Below are 16,425 nucleotides of genomic sequence, written 5' to 3'. Positions count from 1 at the left end.
CTTCAGATTGGTCGTGCGTTCGTTGTCCGAGAACATGTCCACCGCTCCCGTCGACGAGGAGTTCTCCTCGCCGCACGCCATCCAGGCCAAGTGGCAGAAGTACTGGGCGGAGCACGAGACGTTCCTCACGGGCGGCGACGAGGACACCCGGCCGCGGCGCTACGTGCTGGCCATGTTCCCGTACCCCTCCGGTGACCTGCACATGGGGCACGCGGAGAACTACCTCTACTCCGACATCGTCGCCCGCTTCTGGCGTCACCGCGGTCACAACGTCCTGAACCCGATCGGATGGGACTCCTTCGGTCTGCCGGCGGAGAACGCCGCGATCCGTCAGGGTGCCGATCCGCGCGAATGGACGTACCAGAACATCGCGCAGCAGAAGGTCGGCTTCCAGCAGTACGGTGTCTCGTTCGACTGGAGCCGGGTGCTGCACACCTCCGACCCGGAGTACTACCGCTGGAACCAGTGGCTGTTCCTGAAGATGTATGAGCGCGGCCTGGCCTACCGCAAGAAGAGCCCGGTGAACTGGTGCCCCAACGACCAGACCGTGCTGGCGAACGAGCAGGTCGTCGATGGGCGCTGCGAGCGCTGCGGCTACGAGGTCGTCAAGAAGAAGCTCACGCAGTGGTACTTCCGCATCACCGACTACGCGGACCGTCTGCTGGACGACCTGAACCAGCTCGAGGGATTCTGGCCGCACAAGGTGCTGCAGATGCAGCGCAACTGGATCGGCCGCTCGGTCGGCGCCGACGTCGACTTCCGCATCGAGGGGCGCGAGGAGCCGGTGACGGTGTTCTCGACGCGCCCCGACACCTTGCACGGTGCGACGTTCTTCGTCGTGGCCCCGGATGGCGACCTGGCCGCGGAGCTCGCCGCCGACGCCGAGCCGGAGGTGCGCGAGCGCTTCCAGGCGTACCTGGCCGAGGTGCAGAAGACCACCGATATCGACCGTCAGTCCACCGACCGCCCCAAGACGGGCGTGTTCCTGGGCCGCTACGCCATCAACCCGGTCAACGGCGAGAAGCTCCCGATCTGGGCCGCCGACTACGTGCTGGCCGACTACGGGCACGGCGCCGTCATGGCGGTCCCGGCGCACGACCAGCGTGACCTCGACTTCGCACGCGCGTTCGACCTGCCGGTGAAGGTCGTCGTCGACACCACCGCTCCGGTGACCGGTGCCATGCCGGTCATCGAGGTGGACGAGGATGGCGTCCCGATCGATGCGGATGCCGCGCTCGACGAGCAGAACCCGGCGAAGACCGGTGTCGCGCTCACCGGCGAGGGGCGCATGATCAACTCCGGTCCGCTGAACGGACTGTCGAAGCGCAACGCGATCGCGCGCGCCATCGAGCAGCTGGAGGCCACGGGGACGGGTCGGGCGGCGAAGAACTATCGCCTGCGTGACTGGCTGATCTCGCGTCAGCGCTTCTGGGGGACGCCGATCCCCATGCTGCACGCCGAAGACGGCCGGATCATCCCCGTGCCAGAGGACCGACTGCCCGTGAAACTGCCGAGCGTGGAGGGCCTCGACCTCAAGCCGAAGGGCACCTCGCCGCTGGGCGGCGCGGAGAGCTGGGTGCGCACGACCGATCCCGAGACCGGTGACCCGGTGCTGCGCGACCCCGACACGATGGACACCTTCGTCGACAGCTCCTGGTACTTCCTGCGGTTCCTGTCCCCGAACAGCGACACGCAGGCGTTCGACCCGGCCCAGGCGGCCCGCTGGGCACCGGTGGACTCGTACATCGGCGGCGTCGAGCACGCGATCCTGCATCTGCTCTACGCCCGCTTCATCACGAAGGTCCTCTTCGACATGGGGCTGATCGACTTCACGGAGCCCTTCTCCAACCTGATCAACCAGGGCATGGTTCTGCTCGACGGGCAGAAGATGTCGAAGAGCAAGGGCAACCTGGTGCTGTTCCAGGAGGAGCTCGACGCCCACGGCGCCGACGCCCTGCGCGTCGGGCTGGCCTTCGCCGGTCCGGTGGAGGACGACAAGGACTGGGCCGACGTCTCGATGACCGGTGCGCAGAAGTTCCTGTCGCGCGCCCTGCGTGTCGCCCACGAGGTCGCCAGCCCGGTCGACGTCGTCTTCGACGGGGGCGACGCGGCGCTGCGCCGCGCGACGCACAAGCTGCTCGCCGAAGCGCCCGCGCTGGTCGAGCAGACGAAGTTCAACGTGCTCGTCGCCCGTCTGATGGAGCTGGTCAACGTGACCCGGAAGACGATCGACGGCGCTGCCGGTGCTGCCGACTCCGCCGTCCGTGAGGCGGCGGAGACCATCGCCGTCATGCTCGACCTCATCGCCCCGCACACCGCGGAGGAGATGTGGGAGATCCTCGGGCACGAGCCGTCCGTCGGACTCGTGTCGTGGCGCTCCGCCGATCCGGCGCTCCTCGTCGAGGACACCGTCACCGCGGTCGTGCAGATCGGCGGCAAGGTGCGCGCGCAGCTCGAGGTGCCGGCACGCATCGGCGAGGCCGAGCTCGAGGCGCTGGCACGAGCCGATGAGCGCGTCATCCGGTCGATCGGTGATCGCGAGATCGTCAAGGTCGTCGTGCGGGCCCCGAAGATCGTCAGCATCGTCGTCAAGGGCTGAGTCCTCGGCGTGCTCCGCGGTTCCGCCTACCCCGGCGCGAAGGGATGATGCCCGGATCACGTCGCGACCGGGAACGGCCGTCCTCCACGACGAGTCCCATCTGAGCGTCTCTCCACGGTCGCTGTGTCCGGAGCCGGGAGGCGGTGGACGCGACGCATAGGGTGACTGGATGACCTCGTCGCCGCCTCCACCTCCTCCGCCCCGTCGGAGGCTCCGCCTCGGGCTCGGCGCGGCGGTCGTGCTGGCGATCATCGCGCTTTCCACGGCCGTCGGCCTCGGGCTGTTGCAGGGCCGACCGTCGTCCGTCGAGGCCGTTCCGCTCGCGGAGAGCTCGGCGTCGGTCGAGTCCGCGCCCGCGGAGATCTACGTGCATGTGCTCGGGGCGGTCGAGCGCCCGGGTCTGTACGTGTTGCGAACCGACTCCCGGGTCGTCGATGCTCTCGCGGCCGCCGACGGGTCGACGGATGCCGCCGACCTCGCGGGGGTCAACCTCGCCCGACGGGTCGAGGACGGGGAGCAGATCCTCGTGCCGGTCGTGGGTGCCGTCGCCGACCCCTCGGCCGGGCCTCCCGGTGATGGCGCCGTCGACCTGAACACCGCGGATGAGGCAGCTCTGGAAGAGCTTCCGGGAATCGGGCCGGCGCTTGCCGAGCGCATCGTCGCGTGGCGCGAGGAGAATGGTCGGTTCCGCACGGTGGACGACCTCCTGGCGGTACCGGGGATCGGGGAGAAGGTCTTGGAGGGGCTGCGCGACGGGGTACGCGTGTGACGAGCGTCACGCCTCGGGCGCCGCTGCCATGGTCCCGGAGTGCGCAGGGGCGAGAGAGGAGCGTCGCGCTACGGCTGCTTGCCAGCGTCCGGTCCGTGGGCAGCCTCGAAGGCACGCACCTTGCGGCGGTAGTCGAACCAGAGCTTCACTCCGTACGACGCCAGCGCCAACGGTAGGAGGAAGGCGATCCAGTTGACAACGTCGGCGACGTCATGGATGCCTACGCCCCGGAGTGCCGAGACTGCGCCCCAGCCGATCATCATGAAGAGAGCGGTCAGACGCAAGCGTCCGAGAGCGAGGCGCTGCTGGATCAGGGACGGTGCGGGGTCAGGCGCAGCCATCTATTTCCCCGGACCGCTGCCCGCATCGGAGAGTTCCCGTCTCCGCCGCTTTTGATCTCGAATCACGGGGATGAACACACCGAGGCCGAACGTGAGTCCGAGGAAGACGGTAGGGATCCATCGTCCGGTGAGGTCGGCGACAAGAAATGCTGCGCCGATTGTCAGTGCGAGCCACCCCACTGCGAAGAGCGTGATCAGCCATCCCCGACGGCTGAGCTTGCGCTCCGCTACAGGGAGTTCGTCCGGAGAATCCCCCAGAGATTCAGTCATGCGCGAAGCATAGCGGTGTCGTCGTGAACCCCACGCTACGCCTGTCTGCCGCAGTCAGGCTGATGGAACGGTCGCGCCCGACGCCGACTGTTTCTCCGCCCTCGGAGAGTGCTCCTCCACGTCCTGACCTCGAGAGGTGTTGTCCTCCGCTCGTGCAGCGGCGGTCGCGGCGGGCGGAGTGGGCACCGGCGCGACTCTAGGGTGATCGGATGCATGAGCCGCAGCGATCGTCCCCGGGGTCCGAGCGGGGATCGGCGTGACCCGTGATCTGCGCCTGCTGCCGGTGGCGGTCGGTGCGTGGGGTATGGCCCTGGTCTGCGTTTTCGTGCCGGGAACGGCGGGGTGGTTTGCGGGTGGATGCCTGGCATCCGCGGTGATCATCGGCGCCGTGCTCGCGCTCCGGCGTCCGGCAGCCGCGACGTGGAGCGGCCTGATGATCGTGGTTCTCGCGGCCGGGGCCGCCGTGGCGTTCACCGTGCTCGTACAGTCTGCGGACCGTGACGCCGTGCACGGGTGGGACGGCAGGGTCGTTGAAGCGGTCGGTGAAGTGTCGTCATCGGCGTCCGTGGGGCGGGACGGGCGCCTGTGGATGGACGTGCAGCTGAGCGGCATCGGTGCGCCGGGTGCCGCGGGGCCGGCGGGCGGACCGGTGCGTATCGGGATCGCGGAGGCTGAGGGGTTCGTCCTCGGTGCGGTCGTGCGCGTGACCGGCGAGAGTATGGCGACGGATCCGGGGGAGCGGGCGGAGCTCGTCGTCTTCGTCACCGCGGGAACCGTGGAGCGAGCGGCGCCGGGCGTCTTCGGAATCGCTGCCGACCTGCGACGGTCGTTCGTCGAGCGCGCCACCCGACTCCCGGAGCCCGGTGCGGGGCTCCTTCCGGGGTTGGCCGTGGGCGACACCACCGCCGTGCCCGCCGCGGTCGACGCCGATATGCGTACCAGCGGCCTCAGCCACCTCACCGCCGTATCCGGGGACACTGTACACAAAAGGGGTGGGTCATTCATGCGTTCAGACCGACTGAATGCTCGCCTCACGACGGTGCCGAGCGGGGAGCGAAACGTTCGTAGAAGAGGTCGAGAGCTCCTTCGAGGATCCTGGACACCAGGGCCGCCGTGAGGGCGAGATCATCAACGTTCGCTCGTGTGACACGAGAATGAGCAATCGAGGGATCATCAATCATGCGATGCTCGGTGGCAGCGATAGTTCCATGAACGAGTTCACTGAGTTGCTTCCACAGACGTGTGATGCCACCTTCAACCCCGTCATGAAGAGGGTGACGTTCAGCCGCCGCGATGAAATCGCTGGCTCTCAGCACCCGTGGTGAGGGTAGGCGGTGCAGAACGTCCGCGAAGTACTGATCCAGATCCTTCAGGTACGACTTGGCGTTCAACGCCGCGGCTCTCATCTCGTCCGCGCTGGGGCGCGCGTAGTCCTCTCTGAGTGATGCGGTGATACGGCGTTTCGTTCGCGATGGTGCGTCTCTGGCGAGCAACCACGCTCGTACAAGACGGTCATCGCTAACGCTTGGCTCCAGAAGCCAGATCACTCGGATGGCGTTGTCTAGCATCGATCGAAGAAGGACATAGTCGGAGGGTACGTGGAATAGTTGCTCATGCCAGAGACGGTGGAGCACATCAGCCGAGTCGAAGGCATAGTTGAGCATCGCGGCCGCTTGTGGAAGTGTGCTGACGCGGTTATGAGCGCGACTCAAGTCCTCGTCGAGATCGGCTCCCGCAGGAGGAAGCCCTGCCTCGATCACCGCCCGAAAGCTGTCGCGGGCACGGATCCAGTAGTCAGCCGCTTCGACCAACTTGCTAGCAGCGTCGCTCATGCTTGAATCCTGGCAGTGGTCAGCGCATGACGCTACATTCGACAGATCGTGGTGCACCGCAGAGCACTTGGCTGCGTCTTCACCAGCTGACTGGCGCAACTGTGACGACACGCACCGCCGGCCCGAACGCCTGAGAGACATGGCTGCGCGGGCCGCGGCCCCTACAGACGAGAGCAACACAGAACACGTTGCTGGCGTCGAACGGCGCTAAAAAGCGGTCGGCGTAGTCGGTGTTCCGACTGGCCTCCGATTCCGTCAGTTGAGATTCATCCCATGCCGGCGGCTGTCGAGCGCCAGTTTCCAGAACGACTCCCGCTGCAGGATCGTCTCAGCCTTTGTCTTCGGGTCAAAGATCTCCAGGATCGAGTATTGGAAGTTCTCGACGATGTGAGTGTCGCCGAGCTCGTCGCGCATTCGGTTGAGCTCCTTGTTGCCACCGGTCAGGTTCTTCAGATGGGCGTAGCCCGACCAGCGTTGCCACAGACCGTTCGCTTCCCCAGAGGCCGAGCCGACATATTGGCGACCATCGCTGAGGTCGGTGATGACGTAGACGCCCTTGACACTGGAGAGAGCGTCTTTCCAGCTCGGCTCATCGTTCGAGATGATCCGCTGCATCTCCGTATGCCTGAGTCGGACGTTCTGGTATCCAGGGAAGGTGCCCAGTTTTGTGTCGGGGGCGAGCTCGTAAACCTCCGGATTCAGCTTGCTGTCCTGTATGCGGTCGTAGCGGCGGAGGTAGAGGTCTCTCCCCACCGGCTGCTCCAGCCTGATGATGAGGCGCTTGATGTACTCGGAGAACTCATCGAGCAGCTCAAGGTCATAGCCTTTGCCGCCAATGACCTCCGGCACGCTCGGCGTCACACGGAAGAAGCCGCCAAAGATGAAGTACTGAGGTCCATAAGGGTAGTACTGGGCGAAAGCGAGTACGTACTCGGCATCGCCCATGTTGTTGTTCTGGTGCGCCTCTCGATGGCGGGTCATATCGAGCCACTCTTCGGGGTCCTCCGCGAGCAGAAGGTCCCAGGCGGCGGCACCGCCGACGCCCGCACGGATGTTGAGCTTGATCTTGGTAAGACTCGGCTCCGGTACTCGCATGAAGTCCGTGAATCGGATCATTTCCACCCCTCAAATGATTGGGTCGTAGCTGTCAACGGGGAGGGCCCCTCGTCGACGACCTTCTGCAGGACGGTGAGCGGTCGAACCGAAGGGCGTGCGGGAACTACACTACGGTTACTCGCTATCGATGGTTCGCATCCGCTCGAGTATGTCAACGGGAGCTTTAGGAAGCTCAATAGCAACTCGATGCGTGGCGTAGGGTGACTCCTTGTCGTTCACTATAGGTTTGGCTCATGCCCAGCCTGGTTCCTCTCGCTCAGATCTTCGCTGTTCGTTCAGCAACCCGCACCGAGGCCGATGTGCAGCAGAATCTCGGCGCGTTCCTCACGCTCGCTCCGCTTGGCTTGGCCGACAACCAAGTGTCGAAGGTGGAGGTCCCGACGGGCGATGGCACGCGGCGGCGTATCGACGTCGAGTACGGCCGACTCATCGTCGAAGTAAAGAAAGACCTCACGGTCGCAAATGCGGTGGCCAAGGCTGAACCACAACTCCAGGGCTATCTGAAGGTCAAGCGCGACGCGACCGGCGATGAGTACGCCGGCATCGTCACAGACGGCGTTGAGTGGTTGCTCTACACGCTCGCCGGCGACGAGCTTAAACAGGTTCAGGCGTTCAAGATGAAGCGCGCGGATGCTGACAGCGTCGAGCGACTGACCAACTGGCTGGACGGAATCCTGCTCACGGGGCCGAAGCTCAGGCCGACGCCTGACCGCATTGAGGAGCGGCTTGGGGCGAACTCGCCGCGGTTCCGTCTTGACCGAGCACGCCTTGAGGCGCTGTACAACGACCGCGGCAACGATGCTGAGACGACGCTGAAGCGTGAACTCTGGGCCCGGTTGCTCCGCACGGCGCTCGGCACGAACTTCGAGGATGACGCTGCACTATTCCTCGACCACACGCTCCTAGTCATCGAAGCCGAGATCATCGCGCATCTCGTCGTCGGTATCGACCCCTCGACGCTCGAATCTGATGCAGTGCTCGCGGGAGCAGCTTTCAAATCTGCCGGCATCATCGGCGTTGTCGAAGCCGACTTCTTCGACTGGCCCGCGAAGGTCGATGGCGGGCCCGCAATTATCGCCGACCTGGTGCGTGAGCTCGGACAGTTCACATGGAAGGACGTCGAGCACGACGTACTCAAGCACCTGTACGAGGCGATCATCTCACCCGAGACGCGCAAGGGGCTCGGCGAGTACTACACGGCCGACTGGCTCGCTAAGGCGATTGTCGACGAGCGAGTCACGGACCCGCTGAATCAACGGGTGATGGACCCCGCGTTTATGTGCAAGTCGGGTGTCTCACGAGACGTTCAGGCAACGGCGGCTTGACTTGCCGACGCACGTCGTTTTGCGGTCCACTGAGTCGATGCGCCCGCACTTCTTTTGAACTATTTGCGGGCTTGGAATGCAGGCTGCCGAAGATGGTTCGCGATCGCTGACTCCACAGTTTCGCCAGGTGACTCACGGTGCACGATGCGGTGCCACCGGGAGGGGTGCGCAGGCCGCCCACCAAATGTCCACACAGGAATGTCCCTGGTGGCGAGCTCATCCTCGACCCATTTGACCTGCTGCAGGTAGTTCTTCCGCTGCCGTCCCGTAGGTGGGCTGACGCCGTACCCAAGGAGCACGGCGGCCGCGTCGTCGAGGTCGAGCGCATCCAGGATGCCTGCACGGCCCTGCTCCCAGATTGACTCGTCGTCGAGTACAGGGAAGGCGTTCGTGTTCGGCAAAGTTGCGGGATACAGATTCGCCACTGTCGTCGACTCACATCCGAGGAAGTCGCGGGCAGTCTCCACGCGGCGCAACGTACGCGTGCCGTCGCCGAGCGGTGCGCTGTGCAGAATCGCGACGAGCCTTGTGGGTGGGGGAATCACCACTGATGCACCTCTGGAAGGGCGACGAACGAGCGAGCACTTCGACCGGTCGCCAGGAAGAGCGCAGTGGCTTCGTTCACAAGAACACGTCGCCTTCTCTGTGTTGGTTCGCGTACCTGTTGCCGAGCCGCTCAGCTGAACGATCAAGTACTGACGTCGGTACTTGGAGGTGCGCAAGCAGGACGAGCGAGAGCACAATCCAGTTCGCGTCGCGCACGCTGCGCAGTAGCGGACTGTTCTTCCAGATGGGGCTCGCGCCAGCATGCGCGATCTTGTTACGCGCGTTCATGAACTGTCTAATCCACTCCACCCTTGAAACCCTGCCTGCGAGCCAGACGTCATCTGGAACCGTAGTCAGAACCTGCTCGACCTTGGAACGGAAGGTAGTTCTTCCGAGGTCTCCCTTGAGTTGCCCCACAGCTTCACGTTGTTTCGGGGATAGCTCGCTCAACGAGTCCAAGGCCGTGATGATTGGCAGCGCTTCTTCGGGCGACAAACGCGGCGCGTCGTACTGCTGCATCTGCGTCGAAACCGCCTCGATTGCAGCTGAGCTGAGAATGACGTCCGCATCGACATATCCCGGCTGATACCGCAATCCCGAGACGATCTGCAGCACAGGGAGCCAACTGTCGTACGCAAGCCACCAACGATCGATGGCCCGCTGAGTCCACGCCGCGCCCAACCGCATAGTGAATTCCACCGGGCGTTGGCGCCCCTTGCCGAACGGTGCATACTTGTCCCGCCCGAAGATCGTTACTTTCGCTCCGCCGTGCTCCTCCGCGACCATCGTCAATCGCCCACACGGCTTGTCTGCGCCAAATGTGAGCATCGCCTGAAAGATCTCGAGGTGCTTCTCGAACTGCTCCAGCGGTGCCGGAGCCGACGACACCAGTGTGATCATGCCGTGGCGGCTATCGAGTACGGCATCCACGGCAGGGGCCTCGCCTACCGCTGTGAAGCGGAGCGGGACCGAGGGGTCTCGGGCCTCGCCATCCTCGAAGCGGAAAGCACACGCGTCGGCTAGGTGTTCATATTTTGCCGTAACCCTGACATACCGGGCGTCGATCTCAGATGTCTCCCCAACCCAGATCTCATCGACTCTCATGCCTAGATCGCGGTCAACTCCAACGACATGGCCTCGGATGAACGCCGCCGAGTCATCGAGACTCGCAGATAGGGTGCGCTGCCCGGGCTGACCTGACGCGCCCGAGAAGCTCCCCGGTGACTTCAATATCCACCGGCCACCTCGTTCGAGAACTTCAGCGGTGCCGTCACGCGCACCCTCGCTCGTCGAGCGGAACTCGAAGGTCGAGGAAGGCCACTCGTAGGTCGTCGAGAACAGTGCCATCGGATCTGGGGCTCAGCTTTCGAACGTGGAGTCTTTGAACTTCAGCGTCGAAGCATTCTCGGAGATGACGCGACGCTCGGACTCGTCGAAGCCTGCCGGCTTGCGGGCCTGAATATCGATCGTGATCTCCAGCTCGGCGCCGGTGCCTGCGAGTCGGTCGATGACCTCACGGGTCACGTTGCCGATGTCACGCGAGTAGCGGTCAGCACTCACCGTCACCGAACCGAAGTAGCGAACCAGCAGAGCTTCGAGCGCGGATTCGACGCCCGAGCTACCAGCAGGGTGGTCCCGGTCGGGGAACGTGAAATCAACCGGACCGATACCAGCGCCATCACTGCTCGGAGATGCTGATGACGACTGCGACCTGGCGGCACTATCGGTCGAGGCCTGAGCAGTGGCCGCGTCGCGCTGGCGCTGCTGCTCCCGATCGGCTGCAATCTGAGCCTCGGCTTTCGACGACTCCACCAGCAGGGTCGCATCAGTAACCTGGATAGTCAGCCCCGACTTGGGCGGCAGAACGAGATCCAGATACCGACCCGTTGACTCCTCCTTGCCACGGGCGATCGCAAATCGTTCGCTATCGACCAAGACAGTGTCGACCGCGCTGACAATCGCACGGTCGAGCACCTCACGGTTTACCAGACGCAACATGTAGGGGTACCGCGTGAAGTAGCCCCACACTTCGCCGACGGTGACCTCACCCTTGCCACGCCACAGCTCACCCAGCTGGTCCTGCAGCGTCTCGCCAAGGATCGCTGCGCCGAGTTCGGTGATCATAAGGTCGTCGCGGCTGAGTTTCGCACTGACCTTCTGAGCGAGCGAGCTGCCGGACTTGTCGGGCACCTTGTCGACACCGAGGCTGAACGCCTTCGTCGCGTCGAACTGCTCTGGGTACATGGCCCAGGTGTAGGTGTCGCGGATGCGGTCGGTCACCGTCTGGTTGAACCGTGCCACCTGATCATCGGTCTGCTTGCGTTGCTGCACGGAGAGGTTCAGCGACTCGCCAGTTGCCTGAACCTTCCTCCAGCCGAGGTAAGTCCGCGTGGCGCCTTCGAGCAGCTCCAGTTCGTTCTTGTCGGCCACGAGGAACACGAGCGTATTGCGGTGGATGCGCTGGCTTGCACCCTTCTGTTCAATCGCAGCCTGCACCCACTGGTGCGCCGCCGCGTCGTCACCGCTGTTCTTCAGTCGCGAGTGACGCGGGTGCACGATCACCATCCTGGTGTTCTCTAGATCGGGGATGTCAGCGCTCGACTCAGGTGCGACATGCACACGGTCGAACTCGCCCCGGGCCCGCTGCTCGCCGTCGAGGCGCTTCACGATCTCGTTCCATACCGTCTCGACGTCTTCGCGCAGCCGCTCCGCATAGTCGCTGGCGGTCTTCGTGACGGAGGGCTGAGTGTCGAACCAGTAGTGTCCCTGCTCCTCGTAGAAGTAGGTCGACTTCTGCCCAAGTAGATCGATCGCGCTGCCGAAGTTGCCGAGCGTGTCGCCGGGTGTGCCTGTGCCAAGCCACACGTACTGCTTGTCGAGACCCTTCCGGCTTGACTTGCTGCGAGGCGCCGCACCCATGAAGATCGTCCGCGCAATGCGCTGAGTGACGTGGCGTTCCTGCAGCGTCGGACGGCTCTTGTCGATCGCGGCCGCAGTGGACCCAGCCCCGTCGATGTCAGAGTCGATGATTGGCTTCCACTGATCTTCGAGGTACTGGGTCAAGTCGGTGTTGACCGTGCTCGCATCGAGCGGCACATTGCCGGGCATGATCAGCGGTGCCGCATCTTCGGAGACCCAGAGCTCGTGCACAATTGACGACACCAGCTTCAGCACGCCGCGCGTGCGCTGGAACCGCTCCAGCGTCGACCAATCCTCGTACAGCCGATCGAGCAGCTCCGGATGCAGGGGGTACGACGACTTGATCCTGTCCTCATACTCCAGCCCAGGAACCGTCGCATCGCGCGGGAAGAGATCCAGGTTGTTCCGGTACATCGTGACGAAGCTGCGCGCCGTCGTCGCGATCGCAGTCAAGCCCGCAGCGTCGGGCGCCTGGAACAGGCGGCGACGCACGATCTCGAAAGACTCGTCCTTGCTCGACGGACGCCACTGATCGGCAACGCGCCGGATCACGTTCTGCAACCGCTCCAGCGCGAGTTGACCGTTTGCACCACCGATCTCGATGTCAGCAGAGCCGGTGTCGGATGCCGGGATCGACACCACCAGCATGATTCCAGGTACCGACTTCACAATCTCGGTCAGCGACTGGGCGAACGTGAACTGCGTCTCGAAGGAGCCAGCCGGAAGTTCTCTGTCGGTGACCAGCTGACGAGCATAGGCCACCCACTCATCGATCAGGATCAGGGCAGGACCGTATGTCTGGAAGAGAGCTCGAAGCGCGTCACCCGGGTTAGTGCCGGCGGCATCGTCCGCCGCGATCTGATTGAAGGCGTCGCGCCCGCCGAGCTGCCATGCCAACTCACCCCATAGGGTGCGAACCTCCGTACCGTCGTCCTTGACGATGGGCGATCCCGCCTTCAGGTATGTGCCGACGAGTGCGATGCGCTTGACCGGCAGCGATTCCAGGTTCGCGCTCCCCGTCGACGCGATGAGCTTCTGTAGCTCATCGGGGAAACGGTGCGCGGGCGTTCCGCTGAACAGGTGGTACAGCGCGAGCATCGAGTGGGTCTTGCCGCCACCGAAGTTGGTCTGCAGGTTGACGACGGGGCTGGCGTCGGTCGAGCCGTTCATCCGTCGAAGCGCACGTGACAGCAGGTCACGCAGGCCCTCGGTCAAATAGGTGCGGGTGAAGAACTCGATCGGGTCGCTGTACTCGGTGCCGACGGCCTGGCCAGTGTGGACGAAATGGAGGTCGGCAGCGAACTCGGATGCGGTGAACTCGCCGCGCGCGACATCGTCATGCGGACGGATCACTTCACGCCAGGGTCGCAGCCCCTGACTCTGGTCTGATGCGGTGACCGACGCGACCCGCTTGACCTGCTTGCGTGTCTGGTCTTCGTACACGGTCCGCTGCAGGTCCTGCCGAAGCCCGTGCACATCCTTCGCGGAGTCGACAGCCCCAACTGCCTGGAGCAGGCGCTCCATCGTGTCGAGGGCGCGCGCCGTGTCGTCAGAGCTGACCGGTTTGCCGTGCATGACGTCGTTGCGGAAGTCCTTTAACTCCGACCCGTACCCCTGCTGAGCACGGGAAAGAACCTCTTTGAAGTCGTAGCCCTTCTCGGTGATCGCTCGCAGCTGCACCTGAACGTCGGTCTTGTCCATCTGCTGAGCCGGACGACTGCGCCTGGTCGCATCTTCAAGAGACCACTTCGTGTTCCAGTCGGCGGTGCCGAAGGTGGCGGTCATGACCTCGTCGACCGTGTCGTACAACCCCTCGGCGAGGAGCCCGAACGCCTTGAAGAGTCGTTCCTGGTTGTTCATCGCCATCGATCAGCCCTCCACATCATCGAAGTCAAACGTCAGCTGACGGTCCTGCTGCGGTGCAATAGTCTCGAGCTTGCGGGCCTGCTCGTTCAGATCGCCCCACGCGCTGACGAGACCATTGAAAAGCCCCGCATCCTTCGAGTCCTTTTTCTTCTCCGCCTCGTGGAAGAGCAAGAAACCGAGTTCCTTGATCGCGTCGAGGTTGATCCGCGACTGCACTGCTGGAATCAACTCAGCAACTTTGTCCGCGCCATCCTTCGCCATGACAGCTGCAAGCCGGACGGTCGCCTCCCAGACGCTCACATGATCATCCCTGGCGATGTCCCAAGTGCCCTCAAGCGCCGACGGTGCGAGCAGTCGAGCCTTGCCACCCTTGGCCTCGAAGATTCCGCCTCGCTCCAGCGCGCCGATTGACGTGTCAGACGAGCGGGCCAGCTGATCTGCGATGCCGGAGTTCTCCTGGGCCCAGCCATACTGGCGATACCACTTGATGGCAAAGCGCGTGTCGCCGTCGAAGTCCGACTCCTGATCACCGATGACCTCATCGAGAGTCGCGTTGACGAGCATCAGAGCGTCTTTGACGCTCATGTCGGACCCATCGGCCTCGCGAACGCGCGAATAGCGTGAGAAGACAGCGATACCGGGGCCGATCGCGGCCTGCGCTAGGTCCACAGGTGCGACGGCGCCTTGCATCAACTTGCGGAGAGCTTCGGGAAGTTCCGATTTCAGGGCTGCTACGAAGGCGCGTCGCGTAGTCGTCGATGCGTCTTCGGGCCGTGGACGGCAAGCGAGCACGATCGACGAGGCGAGGGCGTTCGTACCACTCGCGATCATGCGGTTGCCCAATTCGCTACGCATCGGCCATGTTGCCGTGATCTCCCACCCTGCTTCGATCAGCCCGTCGAGGAGCGTGTGCCACCCGGTGGAGGCGGTTCCGGAGTCACGGGTATCTTGCTGCTTATAGGCGTAGTAAACGGTCAGAGGGACGGAGAGGTTTGCGGTCTCCCGGATCCGCCCAAAGACCGAGTTGAAACCATCCACGAAGAACTTCTCCGCACCAGCCTTGCCGTCGTGTCGATACGGATTCGCGACGAGTTCCTCTGCCTTCGGAGTCAACATTGTTCCGACGGTCCTAGTCTGAACGTCTCGTAGCGATCGGCGAAGCCAAACATAGAAGAAGTCCGACAGCTCGGAGTATCCGATGTTGTCGTAATACGGGGGATCGGTGGAAATGACCAAGTCCGCGTAGCTGCGGGTTGCTGCGTCTGCCTGCGACGCGTCCCCGGCCGCATCAGCGCCCGGGTGCTTGTCCAGAACCTTCGCCACAAAATCGAAAGTGTCTAAGAGCGACCCACTGGAACGTGCGAAGGGGTTGGCTTCGGCGTAGTCCCATGCCATGGCGAGAGCTTGCCGGGAAAAGACACCCCGTACCTGCTCCTTCGTGATGCTGTTATCCCAGGTAGTAACGCACGTGTGCCTGTCGTTGATGCGGTCGATGGCCAGCGCGAGGTAAGTAGCTATGGCATCGGCATACGCGTCCGCGCCGAGGCCTCCGTGTTCGAGTCGCTCACTCTGCCCGCGTCCGGCGGTGATCGAATCTGCCAGCGCCTTTTCGCGAGCTTCGGTGACAAGGTCACTCAACGTGGTCAACATTGCTAGCTGGCGGTGTGTGAAGAGATCCGCCCATGTTGTAAGCCCGTAGTTGGGAGTCTTGAAGTCCCTTGGATTCTTCGGGAGGTCACCCTCAGGCACGTCGTCGGGGCGCTCAACGTTAGCTACGTTGACGTGCGAAGGAGTTGGCGACACATAGACACGACCTCGTTTGGCTTCGCCTGCGATGGCGATGAGGTGCACGCCAATCCTGCCCGCGCGCCCCTCCTCTCGAATGTAATTGAGAGACATTGGCGTTCCGTCACTGATTGCGATGGCGCCTTGGCGACCGACAGTGCCATCGTCGTCGCCCTTCGGGCCGTCAGCATTGTGACGGACTTCGTACTTGATCCCGCCATCCACCACCTCCGCATGGACCCAGGCTTCCTTGCCCTTCTTCTTGCTCAACCACCAGGACCGCACAAGAGGAACTGCGATGGGATTCGCTGGGTTGGGACTCTTTACGGTGCGGGCCCAGATCCATGCGATGACTGAATGTTCCGTTCCGCCCTCAGCCGTGACCTTCGGATACAAATGGCCGATACGCTTTTCGGCCTCCTCGCGCATCCACTTGCCGTAGAGACGCACGTCCTCGGCAAGGCCCTCGGCACGTCGCCATTGTGTGCGTGTGCCTGCCGCACCGGGGAAGACCGGTGCTTGACCGGAGAACTTTGGCGGGATTTCGATGAGCGCTTTGTTGATCAGCACCGCGAGCGGGTTCAGATCACTAGCGTGGGCTTCCAGTCCAAGGCGCTGAGCTTCGAGCGGGATCGCGCCACCACCTGCGAAGGGATCAAGCACGGCGGGGAGCTCGCCATCGTTCGACTTCCGGATTTCGTTACGGGCCTGTTCAAGGAGCTGTTCGTCGTTACTGTTCTCCCAGACGACCAGCTTCTCCAGCAACTCATGCAAACGCGCGCGTTCGGCATCCTGAGCTTCGACAGTCGGGAACTCTTCGGGACGCGATGCCGGGTCGTCGACGAGCTGCGCGAACAGAACAGCGCGTGCCGCGGCGAGAGGCCGTCGCGCCCAGTACAGGTGCAGCGTCGATGGGTGGCCGTGCCGGATCGATTTTTCCCGAGACGCTTCTGCGTTGATGGCCTCAAGTGGCAGGGATGTCTCGATGAGCTTCTTCTTGAACGGGGCAGTCATGTATCGCGTCTTTCGGGCGTTGTGCGGGTGTCGTTTGTGCGCT

General features: G+C 63.6%; 12 protein-coding genes. 4 read left to right on the top strand and 8 right to left on the bottom strand.

The window, feature by feature from the left end; translation table 11 throughout:
• Positions 1–34: 34 nt before the first annotated feature.
• Entirely contained in the window at positions 35–2,599 is a 2,565-nt protein-coding gene (gene leuS / locus AB0310_RS06290) for a leucine--tRNA ligase (RefSeq protein WP_366236808.1), read from the top strand.
• Between the two features lie 169 nt (positions 2,600–2,768).
• Positions 2,769–3,368 (top strand): helix-hairpin-helix domain-containing protein, encoded by a 600-nt coding sequence (locus tag AB0310_RS06285; RefSeq protein WP_366236807.1) that lies wholly within the window; start codon positions 2,769–2,771, stop codon positions 3,366–3,368.
• Positions 3,369–3,436: 68 nt separating this feature from the next.
• On the opposite strand, the gene AB0310_RS06280 is transcribed toward AB0310_RS06285, so the two are convergent.
• Together AB0310_RS06280 and AB0310_RS06275 are read right to left on the bottom strand one after the other, a co-directional pair.
• Positions 3,437–3,709, bottom strand: coding sequence for a hypothetical protein (locus AB0310_RS06280; RefSeq protein ID WP_366236806.1), 273 nt, complete (start codon positions 3,707–3,709; stop codon positions 3,437–3,439).
• Positions 3,710–3,979, bottom strand: coding sequence for a hypothetical protein (locus AB0310_RS06275; protein ID WP_187661678.1), 270 nt, complete (start codon positions 3,977–3,979; stop codon positions 3,710–3,712). It lies immediately after the preceding gene.
• Between the two features lie 256 nt (positions 3,980–4,235).
• On the opposite strand from AB0310_RS06275, the gene AB0310_RS06270 reads away from it, so the two are divergent.
• A complete protein-coding gene (locus AB0310_RS06270) occupies positions 4,236–5,096 on the top strand; it encodes a hypothetical protein (protein ID WP_366236805.1) in 861 nt (286 codons plus the stop codon).
• On the opposite strand, the gene AB0310_RS06265 is transcribed toward AB0310_RS06270, so the two are convergent.
• Both AB0310_RS06265 and AB0310_RS06260 read right to left on the bottom strand, forming a co-directional pair.
• Positions 5,011–5,811: a hypothetical protein gene (locus tag AB0310_RS06265; protein ID WP_366236804.1), complete on the bottom strand. Its 801-nt coding sequence runs from the start codon at positions 5,809–5,811 to the stop codon at positions 5,011–5,013. The two genes, AB0310_RS06270 and AB0310_RS06265, sit on opposite strands and share 86 nt — an antisense overlap.
• Positions 5,812–6,066: 255 nt before the next feature.
• Positions 6,067–6,927, bottom strand: coding sequence for a GIY-YIG nuclease family protein (locus AB0310_RS06260; protein ID WP_366236927.1), 861 nt, complete (start codon positions 6,925–6,927; stop codon positions 6,067–6,069).
• Between the two features lie 233 nt (positions 6,928–7,160).
• Here AB0310_RS06260 and AB0310_RS06255 point away from each other — a divergent pair, with 233 nt between their 5' ends.
• Complete coding sequence (locus tag AB0310_RS06255; protein ID WP_366236803.1) at positions 7,161–8,252, top strand: hypothetical protein; 1,092 nt, start codon at positions 7,161–7,163, stop codon at positions 8,250–8,252.
• A gap of 59 nt (positions 8,253–8,311) precedes the next feature.
• Here AB0310_RS06255 and AB0310_RS06250 read toward each other — a convergent pair whose 3' ends face one another.
• The 4 genes from AB0310_RS06250 to AB0310_RS06235 all read right to left on the bottom strand — a co-directional run bounded on the left by AB0310_RS06250 (position 8,312) and on the right by AB0310_RS06235 (position 16,382).
• The gene (locus tag AB0310_RS06250) at positions 8,312–8,719 is read right to left on the bottom strand and encodes a hypothetical protein (protein WP_366236802.1); all 408 of its coding nucleotides are present in this window, start codon (positions 8,717–8,719) and stop codon (positions 8,312–8,314) included.
• Between the two features lie 154 nt (positions 8,720–8,873).
• Entirely contained in the window at positions 8,874–10,145 is a 1,272-nt protein-coding gene (locus tag AB0310_RS06245; RefSeq protein ID WP_366236801.1) for a HEPN domain-containing protein, read from the bottom strand.
• 12 nt (positions 10,146–10,157) lie between these two features.
• Positions 10,158–13,583 carry a DUF499 family protein gene (locus AB0310_RS06240; protein WP_366236800.1) on the bottom strand — a complete coding sequence of 1,142 codons (3,426 nt, stop codon included), beginning with the start codon at positions 13,581–13,583 and terminating at the stop codon, positions 10,158–10,160.
• Positions 13,584–13,586: 3 nt separating this feature from the next.
• A complete protein-coding gene (locus AB0310_RS06235; protein ID WP_366236799.1) occupies positions 13,587–16,382 on the bottom strand; it encodes a DUF1156 domain-containing protein in 2,796 nt (931 codons plus the stop codon).
• Positions 16,383–16,425 lie beyond the last annotated feature (43 nt).

It is taken from the genome of Microbacterium meiriae (assembly GCF_040702565.1).
Taxonomy (GTDB): Bacteria; Actinomycetota; Actinomycetes; order Actinomycetales; family Microbacteriaceae; genus Microbacterium; species Microbacterium meiriae.
The sequence above is the reverse complement of the archived record's forward strand: the minus strand, read 5'-3'. Positions and strand labels throughout refer to the sequence as shown.

What these genes read in the sequence shown, in the direction of transcription:
- leuS (WP_366236808.1), top strand. Translation starts at nt 35, where the DNA reads ATGTCCACCGCTCCCGTCGACGAGGAGTTCTCCTCGCCGCACGCCATC.
- AB0310_RS06285 (WP_366236807.1), top strand. Translation starts at nt 2,769, where the DNA reads ATGACCTCGTCGCCGCCTCCACCTCCTCCGCCCCGTCGGAGGCTCCGC.
- AB0310_RS06280 (WP_366236806.1), bottom strand. Translation starts at nt 3,709, where the DNA reads ATGGCTGCGCCTGACCCCGCACCGTCCCTGATCCAGCAGCGCCTCGCT.
- AB0310_RS06275 (WP_187661678.1), bottom strand. Translation starts at nt 3,979, where the DNA reads ATGACTGAATCTCTGGGGGATTCTCCGGACGAACTCCCTGTAGCGGAG.
- AB0310_RS06265 (WP_366236804.1), bottom strand. Translation starts at nt 5,811, where the DNA reads ATGAGCGACGCTGCTAGCAAGTTGGTCGAAGCGGCTGACTACTGGATC.
- AB0310_RS06260 (WP_366236927.1), bottom strand. Translation starts at nt 6,927, where the DNA reads ATGATCCGATTCACGGACTTCATGCGAGTACCGGAGCCGAGTCTTACC.
- AB0310_RS06255 (WP_366236803.1), top strand. Translation starts at nt 7,161, where the DNA reads ATGCCCAGCCTGGTTCCTCTCGCTCAGATCTTCGCTGTTCGTTCAGCA.
- AB0310_RS06245 (WP_366236801.1), bottom strand. Translation starts at nt 10,145, where the DNA reads ATGGCACTGTTCTCGACGACCTACGAGTGGCCTTCCTCGACCTTCGAG.
- AB0310_RS06240 (WP_366236800.1), bottom strand. Translation starts at nt 13,583, where the DNA reads ATGGCGATGAACAACCAGGAACGACTCTTCAAGGCGTTCGGGCTCCTC.
- AB0310_RS06235 (WP_366236799.1), bottom strand. Translation starts at nt 16,382, where the DNA reads ATGACTGCCCCGTTCAAGAAGAAGCTCATCGAGACATCCCTGCCACTT.